General features: G+C 69.2%; 18 protein-coding genes. 9 read left to right on the top strand and 9 right to left on the bottom strand.

The features are described from left to right. The first annotated feature begins 49 nt into the window (after positions 1-49). Positions 50-1,492, top strand: a complete 1,443-nt coding sequence (locus tag HAV39_RS07925; RefSeq protein ID WP_191838523.1) for a CCA tRNA nucleotidyltransferase — start codon at positions 50-52, stop codon at positions 1,490-1,492. 25 nt (positions 1,493-1,517) lie between these two features. Here the strand turns inward: HAV39_RS07925 and HAV39_RS07920 are convergent, their stop codons facing one another. The 7 genes from HAV39_RS07920 to HAV39_RS07890 form a co-directional block, all read right to left on the bottom strand. Next, a complete protein-coding gene (locus HAV39_RS07920; RefSeq protein ID WP_191838522.1) occupies positions 1,518-2,876 on the bottom strand; it encodes an MFS transporter in 1,359 nt (452 codons plus the stop codon). Between the two features lie 148 nt (positions 2,877-3,024). Further along, positions 3,025-4,503: a flotillin family protein gene (locus HAV39_RS07915; protein ID WP_191838521.1), complete on the bottom strand. Its 1,479-nt coding sequence runs from the start codon at positions 4,501-4,503 to the stop codon at positions 3,025-3,027. A 22-nt stretch (positions 4,504-4,525) separates the two neighbouring features. Further along, positions 4,526-5,029, bottom strand: a complete 504-nt coding sequence (locus HAV39_RS07910) for an NfeD family protein (protein ID WP_239120451.1) — start codon at positions 5,027-5,029, stop codon at positions 4,526-4,528. Positions 5,030-5,106: 77 nt separating this feature from the next. Continuing rightward, positions 5,107-5,604 (bottom strand): DUF6584 family protein, encoded by a 498-nt coding sequence (locus HAV39_RS07905; RefSeq protein ID WP_120317636.1) that lies wholly within the window; start codon positions 5,602-5,604, stop codon positions 5,107-5,109. A gap of 83 nt (positions 5,605-5,687) precedes the next feature. Next, positions 5,688-6,155, bottom strand: a complete 468-nt coding sequence (locus HAV39_RS07900; protein ID WP_191838520.1) for a DUF6584 family protein — start codon at positions 6,153-6,155, stop codon at positions 5,688-5,690. 188 nt (positions 6,156-6,343) lie between these two features. After that, positions 6,344-7,423 (bottom strand): inositol-3-phosphate synthase, encoded by a 1,080-nt coding sequence (locus HAV39_RS07895; RefSeq protein ID WP_120317638.1) that lies wholly within the window; start codon positions 7,421-7,423, stop codon positions 6,344-6,346. A gap of 57 nt (positions 7,424-7,480) precedes the next feature. After that, entirely contained in the window at positions 7,481-8,134 is a 654-nt protein-coding gene (locus HAV39_RS07890) for a PadR family transcriptional regulator (RefSeq protein WP_308440459.1), read from the bottom strand. Between the two features lie 213 nt (positions 8,135-8,347). Between HAV39_RS07890 and HAV39_RS07885 the strand changes: the two genes are divergently transcribed. The 3 genes from HAV39_RS07885 to HAV39_RS07875 all read left to right on the top strand — a co-directional run bounded on the left by HAV39_RS07885 (position 8,348) and on the right by HAV39_RS07875 (position 13,298). Then, positions 8,348-8,815 (top strand): DUF5318 family protein, encoded by a 468-nt coding sequence (locus tag HAV39_RS07885; RefSeq protein ID WP_170213130.1) that lies wholly within the window; start codon positions 8,348-8,350, stop codon positions 8,813-8,815. Positions 8,816-8,818: 3 nt separating this feature from the next. Next, positions 8,819-11,755: a transglycosylase domain-containing protein gene (locus HAV39_RS07880; RefSeq protein WP_191838519.1), complete on the top strand. Its 2,937-nt coding sequence runs from the start codon at positions 8,819-8,821 to the stop codon at positions 11,753-11,755. A gap of 115 nt (positions 11,756-11,870) precedes the next feature. After that, on the top strand, positions 11,871-13,298 hold the full coding sequence (locus HAV39_RS07875; RefSeq protein WP_191838518.1) for a glycosyltransferase family 87 protein: 1,428 nt from the start codon (positions 11,871-11,873) through the stop codon (positions 13,296-13,298). 74 nt (positions 13,299-13,372) lie between these two features. Here HAV39_RS07875 and HAV39_RS07870 read toward each other — a convergent pair whose 3' ends face one another. Together HAV39_RS07870 and HAV39_RS07865 are read right to left on the bottom strand one after the other, a co-directional pair. Then, on the bottom strand, positions 13,373-15,253 hold the full coding sequence (locus tag HAV39_RS07870; protein ID WP_191838517.1) for a hypothetical protein: 1,881 nt from the start codon (positions 15,251-15,253) through the stop codon (positions 13,373-13,375). A 10-nt stretch (positions 15,254-15,263) separates the two neighbouring features. Then, positions 15,264-16,049, bottom strand: coding sequence for a deoxyribonuclease IV (locus tag HAV39_RS07865; protein ID WP_191838738.1), 786 nt, complete (start codon positions 16,047-16,049; stop codon positions 15,264-15,266). 182 nt (positions 16,050-16,231) lie between these two features. Between HAV39_RS07865 and HAV39_RS07860 the strand changes: the two genes are divergently transcribed. The 5 genes from HAV39_RS07860 to rplI all read left to right on the top strand — a co-directional run bounded on the left by HAV39_RS07860 (position 16,232) and on the right by rplI (position 19,098). Next, complete coding sequence (locus HAV39_RS07860) at positions 16,232-17,074, top strand: hypothetical protein (protein ID WP_191838516.1); 843 nt, start codon at positions 16,232-16,234, stop codon at positions 17,072-17,074. A 364-nt stretch (positions 17,075-17,438) separates the two neighbouring features. Continuing rightward, positions 17,439-17,729, top strand: a complete 291-nt coding sequence (rpsF, locus tag HAV39_RS07855) for a 30S ribosomal protein S6 (protein ID WP_120317645.1) — start codon at positions 17,439-17,441, stop codon at positions 17,727-17,729. Positions 17,730-17,826: 97 nt separating this feature from the next. Next, a complete protein-coding gene (locus tag HAV39_RS07850; protein WP_191838515.1) occupies positions 17,827-18,342 on the top strand; it encodes a single-stranded DNA-binding protein in 516 nt (171 codons plus the stop codon). Between the two features lie 52 nt (positions 18,343-18,394). Beyond that, positions 18,395-18,634, top strand: a complete 240-nt coding sequence (gene rpsR / locus HAV39_RS07845; RefSeq protein ID WP_120317647.1) for a 30S ribosomal protein S18 — start codon at positions 18,395-18,397, stop codon at positions 18,632-18,634. Positions 18,635-18,648: 14 nt separating this feature from the next. Next, positions 18,649-19,098: a 50S ribosomal protein L9 gene (gene rplI / locus HAV39_RS07840; protein WP_191838514.1), complete on the top strand. Its 450-nt coding sequence runs from the start codon at positions 18,649-18,651 to the stop codon at positions 19,096-19,098. The last annotated feature ends 73 nt before the right edge of the window (positions 19,099-19,171 follow it).

Below are 19,171 nucleotides of genomic sequence, written 5' to 3'. Positions count from 1 at the left end.
CATACCTGCGAACGGGCGTGACCAGCCTCCCCAGTACGCTGGATGATCGATGTCGCCCTCACCTGAACTCACCGCCGTCCAGCGCAACGCCGTCTCCGAGCTGTTGCGCGTCTCCCCCGTGGCCGACGAATTGGGCCGCCGGTTCGCCAAGGCAGGCTTCGAGCTGCACCTCGTCGGCGGATCCGTCCGCGACGCGCTGCTCGGCCGGCTCGGTGACGATCTCGACTTCTGCACCGACGCCCACCCCGAGGACACCCTCAAGATCGTCAAGGGCTGGGCCGAGGCGATCTGGGAGACCGGTCGCGAGTTCGGCACCATCGGCCTCCAGCGCGACGGCCTTCGGCTGGAGATCACCACCTACCGCGCGGAGTCCTACGACGGCGTGAGCCGCAACCCGCAGGTGCAGTACGGCGACAACCTGCACGACGACCTGGTGCGCCGCGACTTCACCGTCAACGCGATGGCGGTCAGCCTGCCCGGCCACGAGTTCGCGGACCCGTTCGGCGGCCTCGCCGACCTGGCCGCGCGGGTGATCCGTACGCCCGGCACCCCGGCCCAGTCGTTCGGCGACGACCCGCTGCGCATGCTGCGCGCGGCCCGCTTCGCCGCCCAGCTGCGCTTCACCGTCGACCCGGCCGTGGTCACCGCGATGGAGCACATGGCGCAGGACCTGCGCCGGATCACCGCCGAGCGGATCCGCGACGAGTTCTCCAAGCTGCTGCTCGGCGCGGACCCGGTCACCGGGCTGCGGCTGCTGGTCGACACCGGGCTGGCCGACGAGTTCCTGCCCGAACTGGCCGGCCTCAAGCTGGAGATCGACGAGCACGCCCAGCACAAGGACGTGTACGAGCACACCCTCAAGGTGGTCAGCAACGCGGTCGGCTTCGACACCGCCGACGGCGGACCCGACCTGGTGCTGCGCCTGGCCGCGCTGCTGCACGACATCGGCAAGCCGGCCACCAAGGCGGTGGGCGGCGACGGCGGCGTGAGCTTCCACCACCACGAGATGGTGGGCGCACGGATGGCGAAGTCGCGGCTGAAGCTGCTCAAGTTCCCCAAGGACGTGATCTCGCCGGTGGTCGCGCTGGTCGGGCTGCACCTGCGCTTCTACGGGTACGGCCGCGGCGAGTGGACCGACTCGGCGGTGCGCCGCTACGTCACCGATGCCGGGGACCAGCTCACCCGCCTGCACAAGCTCACCCGTTCCGACTGCACCACCCGCAACAAGCGCAAGGCCGCCCTGCTGGCCGCGGACTACGACGCGCTGGAGGTGCGCATCGCCCGCATCCAGGAGGAGGAGGACCTGGCCCGGGTGCGGCCCGACCTCGACGGCAACGCGATCATGGAGCTGCTCGGCGTCCCAGCGGGCCCGGTCGTCGGCCGCGCCTGGAAGCATCTCAAGGAGCTGCGCCTGGAGCGCGGCCCGCTCAGCCGCGACGAGGCCGAGGCCGAACTCCAGCGCTGGGCTCGCACCGAGGGCCTCATCCCCTGACCCGCGTCCCCGGGGTGCCGGGTGATCAGGCCTGGGCCGCGGGGCGGGCCGCGGTGGCGAACCAGTACCAGGCGGCCAGCAGGACGAAGGCCGTGGCGGTGATGATCAGGCCGAGCGCGGACTTGCCGTTCGGCGGCAGGGTCACCGCCGCGGTGAACAGGCCCGTGACGAAGCACAGGTTGAACGCGGTGTCGTTGACGCTGAAGATGCGGCCGCGGTATTCGTCGAGGCACTCGCGCTGGATGGTCGCGTCCACGATGATCTTCATGCTCTGTGAGGCGACGTTCACCAGGAACACGGCGACGAGCAGCAGCGGCGCGACGAACGGCAGCCCGAAGACCAGCACCACCACGCCGACCGCGGCGACCACGCCGCTCAGCCAGCGCCGCGCGTCCCACCAGCGGACCGCGAGTGGGGTGATCACCGCCGCCAGCGCCGCCCCGGCCGCGCCGGACAGCACCACCAGTCCCAGCTGACCCATCGACGTCGCCGCGCCGGACACCTGCTCGGCCCGATCGGCCGCGTGCCCGAAGTAGCGGCTGTAGAGCAGCAGCACCGCGAGCGTGAGCACGCCGTAGAGGAAGCGGTAGGCCGACTGAAGCATCATGATCCGCAGCGCCTTGCGCCGCTGCCCCAGGTGCCGGGCGCCGCTGATCATGCCGCGGAACACCTCGACCACGGCCTCGCCGAGCTTCGTGGTGGCCCGTTCGTGGGCCAGCGGGCCCAGCTCGTCGGGGCGGAAGAAGCGCCGGGCCAGCAGCCCGGAAGCCAGGTAGCCGAGCGCGGCGGTGGCCGCGATGACGCCGTAGCCGTGCCGGTCCGTGCCGACCAGGTGCAGCGCGACCACGGACGCCGCGGTGAACAGGCCCACCGAGTAGCAGATGGTGCCGAGCGTGGACGCGAGCGCGTTCGCCGGGACCAGCTTGCGCTCCTCCACCACGTGCGGCAGTGCCGCCGACAGGCCGGCCAGGAAGAACCGGTTGATCGCGATGACGATGAGCGCGCAGACCGCGAACCCGAGGCCCTGCGCCCCGGACCAGAGCAGCGCCGCGGCGGGCAGGACCATCGCGGCGCGGGCCAGGTTGGCCGTCGACAGTGACGCGCGGCGGTCCCAGCGGTCCAGCAGCACGCCGACGTACGGGCCGAGCAGCGAGTACGGCAGCAGCAGGATGGCGAAACCGGCGGCGATGGCGACCGGGCTGGACTGCCGGTCGGGGTTGAACAGCAGCGACCCGGCCAACCCGGCCTGGAACCAGCCGTCGGCGATCTGGCTGGTCAGTCTCACCCCGAGCAGCCGCCGGAACGGCCCTCCGGCCAGGATCGCGCGGGACGTCGCGGCGACCTTCGGCGACGGCACGGTGTTCGGCATCACGGGGTGCGGCACGTCACCACCCTACGTGGCGAGACCGCCCCGTACATGAACGCTGCGGGCGTTCCGGTCATCCACGACCCGAACGCCCGCAGCGGCGGTCCACTTCCGCGTCACCGCGGGCGCGCCGTCACCGGTGACCGGAACGCCCGCAGCGGGCGGATCACTCCTTGCTGCTCGTCGCGCCGGTCACCTTCGCCAGCAGCGCCGGCAGGTCGATGCCGGTCAGGTCGTTGCCCAGCTGCAGGCCCTGCGCCACGTTCGTGGCCACGGACTTGGTCAGCGAGCTCGCGCCGTCGGTCGAGATGACGGTCATCTTGTCGATCGCGCTCATCGGCGCGGACGCCGCGGCGACGACCTGCGGCAGCACCCTGACCAGCAGGTCGAGCACGGCAGCCTCGCCGTACTGGGCGAACGCCTCGGCCTTGAGGCGCATCGCCTCGGCCTCGGACTGGCCCTTGGCCAGGATCGCGGCCGCGTCGGCGGTGCCTTCGCGCTCGACCGCGTCCGCGATCGCGGTACGCCGCCGCTGCTCGGCCTCACCCTCCTTGGCGCCCTCGATCGCGTTGGCCTCGGCCAGCGCGGCGCGGCGGGCCCGCTCGCCCTCACCGGTCAGGCGGGACTGCTCGGCCTGGGCCTGGGCGGCGGCGATGGTCGCCTGGCGGGCCGCGTCGGCGGCGAGCACCCGGGCGTTGCGGTCGGCCTCGGCCTCCTGCTCGACCTTGTATCGCGCCGCGTCGGCGGGCTTGCGCACCTCGGTGTCGAGCTGGCGCTGCTTGAGCTCGGCGTTCTGCTCGGCGACCTTGCGCTGCTCGGCGATGATCACCTGCTGGCGCTCGGCCTCGGCCAGCGGGCCGGCCGCGGCGGAGACGGCCTTGGCGGCGTCGATCTCGGCCTGGATGGCGGCCTGCTTGAGGGCCAGGTTGCGCTGCGCCTCGGCGATGGACTCCTCGGCCAGCAGGCGGGCCTGCTCGGCCTGCTGGCGGGCCAGCGCCTCGGCGATGGCGGCGTCCTTGAGCACCCGGGCGGCCTCGGGCCGGCCGAGGTCCTGCAGGTACGAGCCCTCGGCGAGGATGTCCTGCAGCTGGAACGTGTCGAGCACCAGACCCTGGTTGGTCATCGAGTGCTCCGCCTCCTCCGCGACGGCGGAGGCGAACGCGGCCCGGTCCCGGATGATCTCCTCGATGGTGAGCCGGCCCACGATGGAGCGCAGCGCACCGGCCAGCACCTCGCGGGTGAACTCCTCGATCTCGTTCTGCTGATGCAGGAAGCGCTGGGCCGAGGCGCGGATCGCGTCCTCGGTGCCGCCGACCTTCACGATCGCGACGCCCTGCAGGTTGGCACGGATGCCCTGCTTGCTCACCGCGCCGGTGATCTCGACGTGGATACGGCGGCTGGACAGGTCGAGGACCTGCAGCTTCTGGACCACCGGCAGCACGAACACCGAGGCGCCCATGACGACCTTCTGGCCGGAGAGGTCCGTCGAGCGCGCGCCGTCGGCGGTCTCGGTGGTCCGGCCCTTGCGGCCGGTCACGATGAAGGCCTCGTTGGGCCCGGCAACCTTGATCCGGGACAGCACGAAGAGGATGAGCAGGAGCACGAGCAGTACGCCGCCCGCGATCGCAATGGTGAGGGCTGTCATTGCCTTCCTTCTTCAGGGGGAGCTACTGCTCCGGGATTTCCTGGACGATCACGCTGGTGTCGCTGACGGCGGACGTCACGACGACCTTGGTGCCCAGCGGCACGGGACGCTCGGCGCGGGCGGACAGCTTGACCGGCTGCCCGCCGATGCGTACGCGGACCTCGCCGAAGCCGCCGGCGGGGATGGGGGTGACCACCACGCCCCGGGTGCCGACCAGATCGGCGCGGGTGGGGGTGGCGTCGGTGCGCATGTTCGACATGCGTTTTACCAGGTAGCTGGCAAGAAAGGCGAGTGGTATCGCGGCGACTGTAGCGATGAACACCACTGCGGCGATGCCCAGGGCGTCGTCGGTCAGCTCGTTGACGATGGCGGCGGTGAAGCCGAAGCCGCCGACGAAGGTGGCGAGCAGTTCCGTGGAGACGAAGCCGTCGCCGAGGTCGAGGAGGTCACCACCGAGCACGGCGACCGCCGCGATGACGATGCCGAGTGCCCCGATGATCAGAAAGACCAGTGTCGCCGTACCCACGCCGGGAACCGTAGCGACCTCGGGCAACAGCAGGCCGTCACGGCAGCGTGTTCAGTGCTGTCGCGGGAGACGGACCCTCAGTCGGCCACCCAGCCGATGACCTTGATGGCGCCGATGCCGGCCAGCACCAGCGCGACGCCGATCACCACGAAGGTGAACAGGCACGGCACCACCACACCGCGCTTCTTCGTGGGCGCCCGGTAGGAGCCGGCCCACTGCGTCGGCTTGCCCGACCGCTCCGCCTCGTCGGCCAGCTGCACCAGCCGCTGGGCCGCGGTCGCGGACAGGTGCACGGTGTCGCCCTGGAAGTGCAGCAGCCGCAGCCGCTGCCAGGGATCAGGGTTGGCCTTGGCGAACGCCGTCAACTCGGCGTCGCGCACCTCGTCGGTCAGGAAACCCCACCGGCCCGCCTCCACGGGATTACCGGTCTGCCGGTAGATGGAGGAGAGCAGCGCGCGGATGTCGATGTCGTCGGGAAGGACGGCCAGCAGGGTCCGCAGACGCTGCACAGCCAGATGGGTATGCCCGGCCGCGAGATCGGCGCGCACCCGGGCGAGTACGTCCGCCTTTGCCACTCACTGATCCTTATGGACCGGTGGCGCATCACGCCAGAGGCATTTATAACGGCCGGGTCACAGATCACACCGAGGTTTCGGCGCTAGAAGATCCAGTCCAGTGCGGTCCGGGCACCGATGACCACCAATGTGGACAGTGCGCACAGTGCCGCCACGGCGGCCGCGGTCTGCAGACGGGATCCCCGGCGGGCGTCCGGCCTCGGCGACCGTGCCGAAGCGGCGGCGGCCAGCAGCGGTGCCAGCCTCACGCGGGAGATGTCGGTCGGCGCGGGTGCGCCGGTCGGCCAGCGCAGCGCCTCGAGGCGGCGGTGTGCCGGGTAGCGGGTCTCGAACGCCTCGAGTTCGACGGCTTCGGCGGTGTCGTCCAGGTACGACCAGCGGCCGGCCTCGACGAGGTTGCCGGTGGCCCGGTAGATCGCGGCGAGCCTGCGCCGCAGATCCAGGTCGGTGGGATGCGCGGCGACCAGGCTGTGCATGCGCTGGATCGCCGGGTAGGTATGGCCACGTGACAGGTCCGTGGTCACCCGATCCATCAGATCTGACTTCCCCATGACCCCACTATGCATATCCGCGGGCCGAGGGTCCATACATCGAGCGTGCCGTAAAGGTGCGCGTCAGGGGCCTATTAGTACAGACGATGGCCTATCTACCGCGTGACGTTCGTCAATTTCCGCAGTAGACAGGCCATCGTCAGATGAATGAGTGTGCCCGCTCACACTTTTCAAGAACGGGTCCGAAATCAACGATTAACAGTGCCCTTGATGAAGTTCTCGACCGACTCGTGCGCGTCGTGATCGTTGTACTGCACCGGCGGAGACTTCATGAAGTAGCTCGAAGCGGACAGGATCGGGCCACCGATCTTGCGGTCCAGCGCGATCTTCGCGGCGCGCACCGCGTCGATGATGACGCCGGCCGAGTTCGGCGAGTCCCACACCTCGAGCTTGAGCTCGGCGTTGAGCGGGGTGTCACCGAAGGAGCGGCCCTCCAGGCGGATGTACGCCCACTTGCGGTCGTCGAGCCACGGCACGTGGTCCGACGGGCCGATGTGCACGTCGCTCTTCGACATCTCGTGCGGGATCTGGGACGTCACCGACTGCGTCTTCGAGATCTTCTTCGAGACCAGGCGCTTGCGCTCCAGCATGTTCATGAAGTCCATGTTGCCGCCGAAGTTGAGCTGGTACGTGCGCAGCAGCTCCACGCCGCGGTCCTCGAACAGCTTCGCCAGGGCGCGGTGCACGATGGTGGCGCCGACCTGGCTCTTGATGTCGTCGCCGACGATCGGCAGGCCCGCGTCCTCGAACTTCTTGGCCCACACCGGGTCGGAGGCGATGAAGACCGGCAGCGCGTTCACGAAGGCGCAACCCGCCTCGATCGCGGCCTCGGCGTAGAACTTGGCCGCCTGCTCCGAGCCGACCGGCAGGTAGCAGACCACCACGTCGGCCTTGGCGTCCTTGAGGACCTTGACCACGTCGGCCGGGGTCTCGTCGGACTCCTCGACCATCTCGCGGTAGTACTGGCCCAGGCCGTCCATGGTCGGGCCCCGCTGCACGGTGATGCCGGTGGGCGCCACGTCGCACAGCTTGATGGTGTTGTTCTCGCTGGCCACGATGGCCTCGGCGACGTCCCGGCCGACCTTCTTGGCGTCGACGTCGAACGCGGCGACGAACTCGACGTCGCGGACGTGATACCCGCCGAAATCGACGTGCATCAGGCCGGGTACCCGTTCGGACGGGTCGGCGTCCCGGTAGTACTCCACGCCCTGGACCAGGGACGAGGCGCAGTTACCGACACCGACGATGGCAACGCGGACGGAGCCCATAGCTCCTGCCTCCTTCTTCATATTCGGGCGGACAGCCGGTCGGCCGCGCCGCCCAACTCACTCGGCGGAGTCGTCAGGGCCCGGTCGGGCCGTGAGCGGTCGTGCGGAATCTGTGGTGCGCGGGCTCGGTCGGAGCTCGCCCTCGGCCCCGCGCGGCGGCGGGGTGCGGCCGGAGCGCTCGTTCGCGATGAGCTCCTCCAGCCAGCGGACCTCGCGGTCCGCGGCATCCAGGCCGTGGCGCTGGAGTTCCAGGGTGTACGCGTCGAGCCGTTCCGCGGCTCGGGCGAGCACCTCCCGGAAGCCCTCCCGGCGCTCCTCCACCTTGCGGCGGCGGCCCTCCAGGATGCGCAGGCGGATGTCGACGTCGGTGCGGGAGAAGAAGGCGAAGTGCACGCCGAACGCGGCGTCCTCGTATGCCTCCGGCCCCACCTGCGCCAGCAGGTCCTGGAACCGCTCCTTGCCCTCGGCCGTGATCTTGTAGACCACCCTGCCCCGGCGGCTGGTCAGCGGCGGCACGTCGGCGTCGCCGGCCGGGGTCTCCCCGGCTTCGGTGATCCAGCCGGCGGTTTGCAGGCGTCGCAGTGTGGGGTAGAGAGAGCCGTAGCTGATCGCCGCGCGGATCGCGCCCAGCTTGGTGCTGAGTTGCTTGCGCAGCTCATATCCATGCATCGGGGACTCATGCAGCAGGCCGAGGATGGCCAGGTCGAGCATGTCGGCCACCCCCCTCTGATCGGTCTCGCGGTCTGGGTTCGTCGCGATGTATCGCGGCGATACATCGTTACGTTAGAACGGTCGGACCTGTCGAGGCAATACGGCGGTGCCGACGATCACCCGGGCCGATGATCTTTGAGCGCTGGGCTTCGCCCTGGTCACGCTGTGTAACGGCGGTCGCGGCTCGCCGAACGAGGGGTTACCCTGCTTTCCATGCGCGCGCAGCAACGGGTCTCTGCGTCGCCTCGTGCCGCCCAGCGGCAGGGCGACGGATTCGTTGACTATTCCCTCCAGCGGCGAGCTCTGCTACGTGAGGTGTACGCGGGAAGGGTGGGCACGTCAGAGGTGTGCGATGCCTCGCCCTACCTGAAGAGCGCGGCTCGTTTTCACGGCGAGGCCACCGAGAAACGGTGCCCGATATGCCGGCGCGAGTTCGTGATCAATGTGCACTACATTTACGGCGATCAGCTCAAGAACTCCGCGGGACAGGCGCGTTCGCGCGCGGAACTCGCGGTGCTGGCAAACACGCTCGGTGAGTTCCAGGTCTACGTGGTCGAGGTGTGCCGCGGCTGTGACTGGAACCACCTGGTGGAGCAGTACCTTCTGGGACGCGCACACAGGACAGCCCCCCAGCTGTCAGCGGCTGCCGCCACCGCCCCATCCCCGACCGGAACGGTGTGACAGATGACTTCGTACGGCGACCCCAACGCCGGCCCCGGGTATGACGACGAGCAGTATCGTCAGTCATACCCGGCGCCGGCGCAGAGCTCGGGCCGCGCCTCGGTGCCATCCGCCGACTACGGCTACGACTACTCGTCGAGCGACCAGGCGGACTACGGGCAGTACTCCGCCAATGGCGGCGGATACGCGCCCCAGGGTGGCGGATACGGTGGCGCTGACCAGAATGGCTACGGCGACCAGGGCTACGGCCAGGCCCCGGTGAACCCGCCGGTCAGCCCGGCGGCCGGACGCGCCAGCGTCGGCTCCTCGGCCGGACGTGCGACCGTCGGCGGCCGGGCGGCCGTCGGTTCGGCGGCTGTCGGTTCGGCATCCGTCGGCGGCTCGGCGGGCCGCGCGAGCGTCGCCGGCCGTGCCGGCGTGCGCCCCGCGGGCCTCGACACGGACGACGAGGACAGGCCCGCCGGCAAGGGCAAGAACGGCAAGGCCGGCAAGAACGGCAAGCCCAGGAAGAAGCGCAACAAGCTCACCATCGCACTCGCGTCCGTGGCCGTGCTGATCATGCTCGCCGGCGGCGGGATGATCGCGTTCACCTCGTTCCTGAGCGGCGTGCCCGAGCCGGGCCAGTTCAAGACCCAGGAGAACACGCTGATCTTCGCCTCCGACGGCAAGACGCAGCTGGCGCAGCTCGGCACGGAGAACCGCCGCATCGTCGACATGGCCGTGCTGGACAAGAAGATCAAGGACACCCTGATCGCGGGTGAGGACCAGGACTTCTACAACCACGACGGCATCGACATCTGGGGCATCGCCCGCGCCGCGTGGAACAACCTCACCGGCGGCGCGACCCAGGGCGCCTCGACGATCACCCAGCAGTACGCCCGCGCCGCGGCGCAGGACCTCGAGGTCACCTACGCCCGCAAGCTGCGCGAGGCGGTCTGGGCCCGCGAGCTGGAGCAGAAGTACAGCAAGGACCAGATCCTCGGCTACTACGTCAACACGGCGTACTTCGGCCGGGGCGCGACCGGTGTCGGCGCGGCGGCCAAGGCCTACTTCAACGTTGACGCGGAGAAGCTGACCATCGGGCAGGCGGCGGTGCTCGGCGCGGTGCTCAAGCAGCCCGAGCCGCAGTGCGGCGACGTGGACCTCAAGGACTGCAAGTACAAGGGCTACGACCCGCAGAACGACGAGGCCGCCGCCAAGGACCGCTGGAACTACGTGCTCAACAGCGTGGTGAAGATGAAGACCCTGACCCAGCCGGAGATCGACGAGGTCAAGGCCAAGGGTTACCCCATGCCGATTCCGTTCACTCCCGGCGGTAAGAACAACGCCACCTGGGGCATCAAGGGGTCCAGCACCGGTCCGGTGATCAACTACATCAAGAAGGAGATGGAGACTCCGGAGGTCAAGAAGGCGCTGGAGGCCATCGGCATCACGGACTGGAAGAACGGCGGTCTCCGGATCACGCTGACCATCAACGCCAAGGCACAGGCGGAGCTGGAGAAGCGGCTCTACCGGGAGTACACGGTCGCCGAGGGCTGCAAGGACGCCAAGACCAAGAAGGTCATCCCGTTCACGCTGGCCGAGGACGGGAAGACCAAGCTGGGCGCGGACGGCAAGCCGCTGTCCACCGATGTGAAAAAGGTGGTGTGCCGGTCTGACGTCACGGCGACCGTGGACACCAAGAACAAGGTGAACTCGCTGCTGTACAAGTACCCGAAGAACGTCACGGCGGCGGCCGTCGCCATCGACCCGCAGACCGGTGGGGTGCTCGCCTACTACGGCGGCATGGACGGCACCACGTACGACAAGGCCGGCAAGAACGGCGAGGGCGGCCCGTTCGTCAGCGGTGGGCACTCCCCCGCGTCGTCCTTCAAGATCTACACGTTGGCCGCAGCGGTCGCGCACGACATCTCGGTGGAGTCGCACTGGGATCCGAGCGAGTTCACGCCGAAGGGCGCCAAGGGCACGATCCGCAACGCCGGCCGGGACGGCAACGACGCGGGCTGCGGCACGAACTGCACGCTCGCCTTGATGGCGCAGAAGTCCTTCAACGTGCCGTTCTACAAGGTCACCGCGCAGATCGGCCCGTCCGCGGTGGTGGAGATGGCCAAGAAGGCCGGCGTCACCATGATCTGGGACGACGGCAACAAGGCCTACGACCTCACCAAGACGAAGCCGACCTCGGTCCCGCTCGGCAACCACGTCGGCTTCGGGCAGTACCCGATCACCGTGCTCGACCACGCCTCGGGCATCGCCACCTTCGCGGCGAACGGCACCTACCACGCGCCGCACTTCATCGCGAAGGTCGAGCGCAAGTCGGTCAAGGACAAGAAGGTCGTCTATACGCCGGTGCCCGGCACCGGCCCGAAGACCAAGGGCGAGCAGCGTATCGAGTCGCGCATCGTGGGCGAGGTCAACGCCGTGCTGAAGAACTACAGCGGCACCAGGCTGAACGACCGTGACTCGGTCTCCAAGTCGGGCACCTGGCAGGCCAGCGACAAGTTCAAGGGCGAGAACTCCAGCGCCTGGTACGTCGGCTACACGCCGCAGATCGCGACCGCGGTCTGGGTCGGCAACTACCTGCACGAGTCCGAGCCGATCCGGGACCCCAACGGAAACAAGATCGGCAGTGGCAACCTGCCGAAGACGATCTGGACCCAGTTCATGAACAAGGCCGACGACGTGCTCGGCTTCAAGGCCCAGCCGATCGATGTCGGCTGCGGCGGCTGCATCGGCGACACGGGTGTCGGCGACGGCAAGGAGAGCCCGACCCCGGACCCCAACGCCTGCTTCCTCAACCCGCAGCAGCCGGGCTGCGAGAACCAGCCCGGCAACCCGGGCAACCCGGGTGACCCGAACAACCCGAACCCGAACCCGTCGCCGTCGGGCACCGGCGGTGGTGGGATCTGCATACCGCGGCCGGGCAAAACCTGCCCGTGACGGTCAGCTGACGAAGAGGGACCCCTGCTGGGGTCCCTCTTCGTCTGTCCGGGCATCGACGACGCGGGAGGCGCCTTGCTGCACTTCCCAGGTTTCTGAGGCAGGATGTCGGGCTATGAGTGATGTTCGTGAGCACGTGGTGTCACCTGCCGGGGAGGACGGCTTCGTCCGGGGGCTCAGCGAGGCGATCGGCGGCCCGCGCGGCGAGCACGCCGTGCCCGAGACACCCTCGCGCGGCGGGCGGTTCTGGACGGCCGCGCGGATCGTGCTCGCGCTCACCTGCCTGACGCTGGCGCTGCACTGGGTCCAGAAGTCGCCCTGCCGGGACGGCGCGTGGGCCGACCACAGCCAGTACACCCATTTCTGCTACACCGACGTGCTGGCGCTGTACTACGCCGAGCACCTCAACGAGGGCATGGTGCCCTACGTCGACTACCCGGTGGAGTATCCGGTGCTGACCGGCGCGTTCATGGGCGCGCTGGGGCTGCCGATCCACGCGCTCGGTGAGAAGAACAGCGCGATCCCCCAGGCGACGCTGTTCTACGACACGAACGCGTTCGTGCTCAGCCTGTTCGCCATCGCCTCGGTCGCCATGATTTTGTCGCTGCGACGGCGCAGACCGTGGGACGCGGCGCTGTTCGCGCTGTCCCCCGTGCTGCTGGTCACCGCGACGGTCAACTGGGACATGCTGGCCATCGTGCTGGCGGTGGCCGGGATATGGCTGTGGGCGAAGAAGTATCCGGCCGCGGCGGGGGTGATGCTCGGCCTGGGTATGGCGGCGAAACTCTGGCCGGCCTTCCTGTTCCTGCCGATCTTGATCGTCTCGCTGCGCTCGAAGCAGTACGCCGCGCTGGTGAACTCGGTCGCGGCCGGGGTGATCGCCTGGTTGGCGGTGAACGTGCCGGTCATGCTGATCAACTTCGAGAACTGGCGCCGCTTCCTCGACCTCAACTCCGAACGCATCATCGACTGGGGCACCTCCTGGTACGTCGGCCGCCACTTCGACCCGTTCGGGCTGGAGCTGTGGAACAACGTCCCGCTGGTGACCAACCTGTCGCTCGGCCTGTTCGTGCTGTGCTGCGTGGGGCTGCTGGTGTTCGGCCTGCGGGTGAAGACGCCGCCGCGGCTGGCGCAGCTGGCATTCCTCGTCGTCGCGATCTTCCTGATCACCAACAAGGTGTGGTCGCAGCAGTTCACGCTGTGGCTGCTGCCCCTGCTGGTGCTGGCCCGCCCGAAGTGGCCCGCGTTCCTGGCCTGGCAGCTCGCCGAGGTCTGCTACTTCGTCGCCTTCTACGGCGAGCTGATGGGCGCCTCGGGCAAGCAGGTCTTCCCCGAGGGCGTGTTCATCTTCGCCTCGGTGCTGCGGCTGTCCACCGTGATCCTGCTCGTGGTGCTGGTGATCCGGGACATGGTCCGCCCGGAACTGGACGTGGTGCGGCGCACGTACGCCGACACCGACACCCCCGACCCGGACGGCGGCCCGGCCAACGAGCCGCCGCCGGCCGAGCCGGCCACCGAGCGGGCGGTCCCCGCGCTCGCCTAGCCGCCCGACCACACGCAAGAGCCCCCGCCACCGGGATCGTCTCCGGGTGGCGGGGGCTCCGTCGTACCGCCTGTCTACGACAGGGTGAAGACGACCGCATCCGGCGCGTCGGCGCGCTGCACCCCGAGACCGTCCGCGGGCGCGGTCAGGGCCGGCTCGTACGGCGTGCCCTTGGCCTCCTCCCGCAGCACCAGCACGGTCTTGACGCCGAGCTCGCGCAGCCGGTTGACGCTGGCCTGATCCGGGAACGTCTTGGTCAGCTCACGGATCTCGGTGAGCGTGGCCGGGGTGAAGCCGCTGTTGCCGTTGACGATCGGCGCCATCCGGTCCGTGGACCAGACCATCACCTTCATGTCCGTCAGCGGGTCGCTGGGCAGCACCAGCATCGGCGCCTGCGCGGTCGCCATGGACGGGGGCTGCAGCGGCACCACCGGGTGCTCGGTCACGTTCAGGCCCTCGGCCAGCACCAGCAGCAGCGGCAGGAAGGTGGCCAGCCGCAGCAGCGGGTGCGGGCGGGACGGCACCCGGTCCTCCGCGACCGTCTTGGCCTGCTCGACGAACGCGGTCACCGCGCCGGCGGCCAGGATCGCCAGCAGCAGCGTGACCCAGACGACGAGCCGGCCGGGGGTGCGGATGCCGCTCCAGCCCGGCAGGATGTCGTACAGCGTCAGGTAGCCGGGACGGCCCCCGAAGAACTTGGTGCCCATGGCCAGGATCACTGTCAGCACCACGCCGCCGAACAGCAGCAGCCGCTGGCGCAGGGTCCAGATCGACATGACCAGTCCGGCGAAGGCCAGGCCGTAGAGCACGAACCCGGGCAGCAGGCTGGTCTCCCCCGCCGCCCAGCCCAGCGCCTCGCGGGCGCCGGAGTGCGCCTCGCCCCACGGCATCGACTGGGCGGGGCTGGTGAAGAAGCCGAGGATCGGCGGCGAATACCAGCTGACCTCGACGTCGGAGCGCTCCGCGTACGGGTGCAGCTCAATGACCTTGAAGTAGGCCAGCGCCAACAGGCCGCCGGTGGCGGCGAAGAAGAACCCGCCGACGGCGTTGCAGGACAGCAGCATCCAGCCGAACGGCTTCGGCTCGCTCCAGAACCACTTCCGGCGCACGAAGTACGTGATCAAGGACGTGATCGCGATCGCCGCCAGCACGTACGCGAAGGGCAGGCCGATGCCGAAGCCGAGGCTGATCTGCCAGGCGGCGACGAGCCAGCCCGCCAGCACCCAGCCCGGCTTGCGCAGCTCCGGCCGGTAGCCGTGGCGCAGCGAGTAACCGTGGCCGCGCGCCAGCATGGCCAGCGCGAGGGCGATGCCGCCGACCGACATCACGTGCATGTGCCCCGCCTGAGCCAGCCGCCACGGCGCGTACGCGAACGCGGCGCCCGCCACGGCCGCCCCGGTCTTGCCCGAGCCGAGCTGCCGCACCAGCACGTACGCCCCGAAGAAGGCGAGCGCGTGCAGCAGCACGTACATGATGTTGTAGCGGACCAGCGCCGCCTCCAGCCCGGTGCCGAACAGGCCGGCAGGCGCGTAGCCGAGCAGCGTGTCGGAGAAGGCGAAGCTGTACTTCTCCGGGTAGAAGCTGTTGGAGTTCCACAGCTGGGACCAGTCCGTCTTGAGCACGTGCCCGGACCAGGCCATCTGCCACGCCTGCAGGGTGGGGTCGCCGGTGTCCTGGGGGATCGTGTACGCCGGGTAGCGCAGGGTGGGCCAGGTCATCGCCACGGCGAGCGCCAGCGACGCGTAGGCGGCCAGGGCCCACTCGTGCAGCAGCGCACGCCCGGTGCCCCGGAGCACCCGGCGCAGCCGGGTCGGCTTCTCCTCCTCCGTCGCCGGGCTGAACCTGGCGAAGGCGTCGTCCTCGACCGGCTCCGGTTCGGGTGCGGCGTGACGAGGGGCAACCGGTTCCTTGACGGCGGTCGGCTCCTTGGCGGGCGCGGCGTCGGTCCCGTTCACAGGTTCCCCTCTACTGGTGTGCGCGCAGGTACGCGATGTCGGCGGACTGACCCTCCGCCCCGCCGGGCGTCTCCACCACGGCGGGCGCGCCGGCGGCGCGCACCACGGCGGCCACCAGCTCGGGGTCGATCATCCCGGGTTCAACGTTCTTGACTGTCAGATTGTCGTGCCGATCGCGGCCGGAGTCGAATCCGTCTCGCGATCCGTTCGCATGCACGAGGTCGATCCGTCCGGTGATGGACTTCACCCGGTCCACGATGTCGAGCAGCTTCTCCCCGCCCGCGTGTGCGTGGCAGGTGTCCAGGCAGAAGCCCACGCCGAACTCGCCGACCGCGTCCCAGAGCCGGGCCAGCTCGTCGAAGCGCCGGGCGCAGGCGTTGTCGCCGCCGGCGGTGTTCTCGATCAGGACCCGGGTCGGCAGGCCGCCGTCGTCCTGCGCCTTCTGCAGCGCCTTGCGCCAGTTGTCGATGCCGACCGCGATGTCCTCGCCCTTGTTGACGTGACCGCCGTGCACGATGAGGCCGCTGGCGCCGACCGTGGCGGCCGCGGCGGCGTGCTGGCCGAGCAGCTTGCGGCTGGGGATGCGGATCCGGTTGTTCGTCGATGCGAGATTGAGCACATAAGGGGCGTGTACGAAGATCTCCACCGAACTGGCCCGCAGCGCCTCGGCGTCCGGGCGGATCACCGGGGCCTTCCAGCCCTGTGGATCGGCGAGGAAGAACTGCACGACATCGGCGTTTCGCGCGGTCGCCTCAGCTAGTGGATCTTCATAATCGACGTGAGCCCCGATAAGCATTCGACCAGTATTACCGCTCCGCTCCGCACGCGCTCGGGTCGCATGCGCAACCGGAGCCGGTTTGTTGCGTTGATTTCTATGCCGCACCGTGCTCCCCCAGCCGGGGACCTTGCGGGGCGTGCCTCCTCGCCCCCCGCGAGGCGACCGGATCCGGGGCGCACGCCCCAGGGGGAGATGCGCTCATGTCGTACGCCATTCGTCGGCGAGCCGCGGCCTTCGCGGCGGCCGGCCTTCTCGCGGGCCTGCCGCTGCTCGCCGCCAGCCCGGCCGGAGCCGCGGAGCCCGAGGCGGCGCCCGGCGTCAGCTTCAGCGGCGGCGGACTCGGCCTGCTGCTGTGCGGCTCCAAGCCGGCCACCACGAAGATCACCGTCGCCGCCGAGGCGAAGGTGCGCCTCACCAACGGCCTGGGCCAGGGCGCCACGCTGAAGATCGACGGCAAGGACAGCGCGGAGGTCGCCGACGGCGAGACGGTGGAGGTCCAGTTCCACCGGGGGCCGGTCAAGGTGGCCATGGTGCCCGAATGCCTGCTGAACCTGAACCCGACCTTCGAGCCGCTGACGGTCGAGGTCGTCAACCGCTCGACGTCGACCCCGTCGAGCAGCAGTTCCAGCAGCAGCGGGCAGGGCAGCGGGTCGACGCCGAGCCGCAAGCCGTCCGCCAAGCCCAGCCCGACCAAGGGGGCGAGCCAGCCGAGCGCGAGCCGGCGGACCAGCCCCGGTGGTGCGTCGGGGAACGGTGACCAGACGGTGAACGTGCCGGAGCCCGACGGGACCCTCTTCCCGGACCCGGACCCGGAGACCGAGCCCCAGTCCAAGTCCGAGCCCGCGCCCGACGCGTCCTCGGACGTGACGGTGGTCGGCCAGGACCCGGATAAGATCAACTTGGACAGCGTGTCGAGGAACTCGCCTGATAAGGGTCCAATCGGACTTCTTGCAATTATCGCGACAGTGTGTGTCGTTGGTGTTGCAGCCGGGGCAATACGCGCTATTATCGCTCAGCGAGCAACTCGGGCAGAGTTCGCGTAAAATATTAAATACTCCGCGGAGCGCTTCTCTCCAACATCGTCGGTGTGGTCGTTCCTCCCCAGGTCCCACCCAGCAGTTCGGATAGGGCGCTCCGCGGTCCTCCTCAACGAGACGCGGCCACCGCAACGGTGGCCGCGTCTCGCCGTCTGTCCACATCCCGACGCCCCTCCGGGGGGCGATCGACCGTGGTGGGGACGGCGACGCCGAGGGTGGGCGGCCGGCCAGGTAACATGGTCGGGTTCCGTGTGCCGCGGGCCTATCCCGCGGCATTCGCATGGGACGACGCAGACCTCCTGCTACGGACAGTCCGTAGCCGAAGAGGCCGGTCACCGGTCTCGCCAAGCCCATAGGAGGTGAGTACGTCTTGCGTCACTACGAAGTAATGGTGATCCTCGACCCCAGTCTCGAGGAGCGCACCGTCGCCCCGTCGCTCGACACGTACCTCAACGTGATCCGTACGTCGGGTGGTTCGGTCGAGAAGCTCGATGTGTGGGGCCGTCGCCGGCTCTCGTTCGAGATCAACAAGAAGGCCGAGGGCATCTACGCCGTCATCGACCTGCAGGCCACGCCTGCGGCCGTTGCCGAGCTGGACCGCCAGCTGCGACTCAACGAGTCCGTGCTGCGCACCAAGGTCATCCGTCCGGAAGTCCGCTGACTTCCTGACACCCGCGACGCCCGGACCACTTCACGTGTGCTGTCGCATCCCTGTGGGAACCTTTGCGGCAGAACATATGTGAACCGAGGAGAAGGTCATGGCTGGAGAAACCACCATCACGGTCATCGGCAATCTTGTCGACGACCCTGAGCTGCGCTTCACCCCGTCGGGTGCGGCAGTGGCGAAGTTCCGTCTCGCTTCGACCCCCCGCACGCTGGACCGCGCGTCCGGCGAGTGGAAGGACGGCGAGCCGCTCTTCCTGTCCTGCAACATGTGGCGGCAGATGGCGGAGAACGTAGCCGAGTCGCTGCAGAAGGGCTCCCGCGTCATCGTCTCCGGACGGCTGCGTCAGCGGTCGTACGAGACGAAGGAGGGCGAGAAGCGCACGGTCTACGAGCTGGAAGTCGACGAGATCGGCCCGTCGCTGCGGTATGCCACGGCGAAGGTGCAGAAGATGTCGCGTTCCGGCGGCGGAGGCGGTGGGGGCTACGGCTCCGGCTCCAGCGGCGGCGGCAACAGCTCCGGCGGCGGAGGCTTCTCCGACGACCCGTGGGCGACGGCTGCTCCCGCAGGCGGTTCGGGTGGCAATTTCGACGACGAGCCACCGTTCTGACAGGTGACCGTGCACGGTCCCCGGTCAGTGGAAACAGACTGAGGTAGAGATCATGGCGAAGGCTGCGGCCCTGCGCAAACCGAAGAAGAAGGTGAACCCGCTCGACAAGGAGGGGATCACCTACATCGACTACAAGGACACCGCGCTGCTGCGCAAGTTCATCTCCGACCGCGGCAAGATCCGCGCTCGGCGGGTGACCGGCGTGACCACGCAGCAGCAGCGGCAGATCGCTCGGGCGGTCAAGAACGCCCGCGAGATGGCGCTCCTGCCGTACACCACCACCGGTCGCTGAGAGGAGGGCACCTGATGAAGATCATTCTGACGCACGAGGTGTCCGGTCTCGGCACCCCCGGCGACATCGTTGAGGTCAAGGACGGCTTCGGCCGTAACTACCTGCTCCCCCAGGGTTTCGCGATCCTGTGGACCAAGGGCGCGGAGAAGCAGGTCGAGTCGATCAAGCGGGCCCGCGGGGCTCGTGAGGTCCGCGACCTGGGTCACGCCAACGAGATCAAGTCGCAGCTCGAGGGCCTGAAGGTCACCCTGTCGGCGCGTGCCGGCCAGGGCGGCCGTCTGTTCGGCTCCGTGACCGCGAACGAGGTCGCCGAGGCGGTCAAGACCGCGGGCGGTCCGGCGCTGGACAAGCGCAAGATCGAGCTGCCGGCCGCGATCAAGTCGACCGGTGGCTACACGGTGCAGATCAAGCTGCACCCGGACGTGACTGCCAAGTTCAACCTGAACGTGGTCGCCTCCAAGTAAGGCACTCGCAACACAGGGAAGGCCCCGGACCACTCGGTCCGGGGCCTTCCGCCGTTCACGTGTGGCGACCGGC

Origin of the sequence: Catellatospora chokoriensis (genome assembly GCF_011297315.1) — a bacterium.
Taxonomy (GTDB): domain Bacteria; phylum Actinomycetota; class Actinomycetes; order Mycobacteriales; family Micromonosporaceae; genus Catellatospora; species Catellatospora citrea.
The sequence above is the reverse complement of the archived record's forward strand: the minus strand, read 5'-3'. Positions and strand labels throughout refer to the sequence as shown.

What these genes read in the sequence shown, in the direction of transcription:
- HAV39_RS07885 (WP_170213130.1), top strand. Translation starts at nt 8,348, where the DNA reads ATGCGCGCGCAGCAACGGGTCTCTGCGTCGCCTCGTGCCGCCCAGCGG.
- HAV39_RS07860 (WP_191838516.1), top strand. Translation starts at nt 16,232, where the DNA reads ATGTCGTACGCCATTCGTCGGCGAGCCGCGGCCTTCGCGGCGGCCGGC.
- HAV39_RS07875 (WP_191838518.1), top strand. Translation starts at nt 11,871, where the DNA reads ATGAGTGATGTTCGTGAGCACGTGGTGTCACCTGCCGGGGAGGACGGC.
- HAV39_RS07915 (WP_191838521.1), bottom strand. Translation starts at nt 4,503, where the DNA reads ATGACAGCCCTCACCATTGCGATCGCGGGCGGCGTACTGCTCGTGCTC.
- HAV39_RS07865 (WP_191838738.1), bottom strand. Translation starts at nt 16,049, where the DNA reads ATGCTTATCGGGGCTCACGTCGATTATGAAGATCCACTAGCTGAGGCG.
- HAV39_RS07890 (WP_308440459.1), bottom strand. Translation starts at nt 8,134, where the DNA reads ATGCTCGACCTGGCCATCCTCGGCCTGCTGCATGAGTCCCCGATGCAT.
- HAV39_RS07880 (WP_191838519.1), top strand. Translation starts at nt 8,819, where the DNA reads ATGACTTCGTACGGCGACCCCAACGCCGGCCCCGGGTATGACGACGAG.
- HAV39_RS07900 (WP_191838520.1), bottom strand. Translation starts at nt 6,155, where the DNA reads ATGGGGAAGTCAGATCTGATGGATCGGGTGACCACGGACCTGTCACGT.
- HAV39_RS07895 (WP_120317638.1), bottom strand. Translation starts at nt 7,423, where the DNA reads ATGGGCTCCGTCCGCGTTGCCATCGTCGGTGTCGGTAACTGCGCCTCG.
- HAV39_RS07925 (WP_191838523.1), top strand. Translation starts at nt 50, where the DNA reads ATGTCGCCCTCACCTGAACTCACCGCCGTCCAGCGCAACGCCGTCTCC.
- HAV39_RS07850 (WP_191838515.1), top strand. Translation starts at nt 17,827, where the DNA reads ATGGCTGGAGAAACCACCATCACGGTCATCGGCAATCTTGTCGACGAC.
- rplI (WP_191838514.1), top strand. Translation starts at nt 18,649, where the DNA reads ATGAAGATCATTCTGACGCACGAGGTGTCCGGTCTCGGCACCCCCGGC.
- rpsR (WP_120317647.1), top strand. Translation starts at nt 18,395, where the DNA reads ATGGCGAAGGCTGCGGCCCTGCGCAAACCGAAGAAGAAGGTGAACCCG.